This is a genomic window from Neisseria basseii, assembly GCF_962707005.1.
In the GTDB taxonomy this organism is placed as follows: Bacteria; Pseudomonadota; Gammaproteobacteria; order Burkholderiales; family Neisseriaceae; genus Neisseria; species Neisseria bergeri.
On record NZ_CAUIXH010000057.1, the window covers coordinates 1 to 607 of the forward strand.

The window sequence follows — 607 nt, forward strand, 5'->3', positions numbered from 1 at the left end:
AGAGATGGTTGCCGATGTTGCTTCCGCTGCCCTTTCCATCGTTGCGTCTGATTCTGCCGCAGCTGATACAGTTGATGCCATATCCGAACTGGTTTCCCTTGCGTCCATGATACCCGGTCAGCCGGGCCCCAAGCCCCCTTCCCGTAAAATGGTCAGCGGTTTCAGCGGCGGTATGGGTATGGGTTTTGATGGTGGGGTGGTTACCTCGGGTCATGGTCACTGTATTCCTTGTAAGGTGGCTGCTGCCACAAATGTTGGTAACCCCGTGAACGCCGTACTCGGTATCAAAGTCCTATTTGACGATACCGAGACCGACTTTGCCTTCGATTCCCCGCTTCCCCTTGTTTGGCAGCGCAGCTACTATTCCGACCAAATAGGCAACGGCTGGCTGGGACAAGGTTGGTCGCTGCCGTTCTCCATGCGTCTTGTCCGGACTGCCGACGGTTTCCTCTATATTGATGAGCAGGGCAGGGAAATTCCATTGCCGGATATCAGCGACAAAGCGGACGAGCCTTATTCCGCAGCCGACGACGATGAAGACGATCTATATGAAGAAGAGGCTGCGCCAAGACCTGCTTCCGCCGAAGAAGATCCCTACGGTTTGGAT

The 607-nt window shown here is 54.9% G+C and carries 1 protein-coding gene; it reads left to right on the forward strand.

Going from position 1 to position 607, the window contains the following annotated elements; all coding sequences use genetic code 11:
• Positions 1 to 607 (forward strand): DUF6531 domain-containing protein (locus tag Q9I99_RS11280; protein ID WP_304666239.1); only part of this gene is annotated, 607 nt, incomplete at both ends.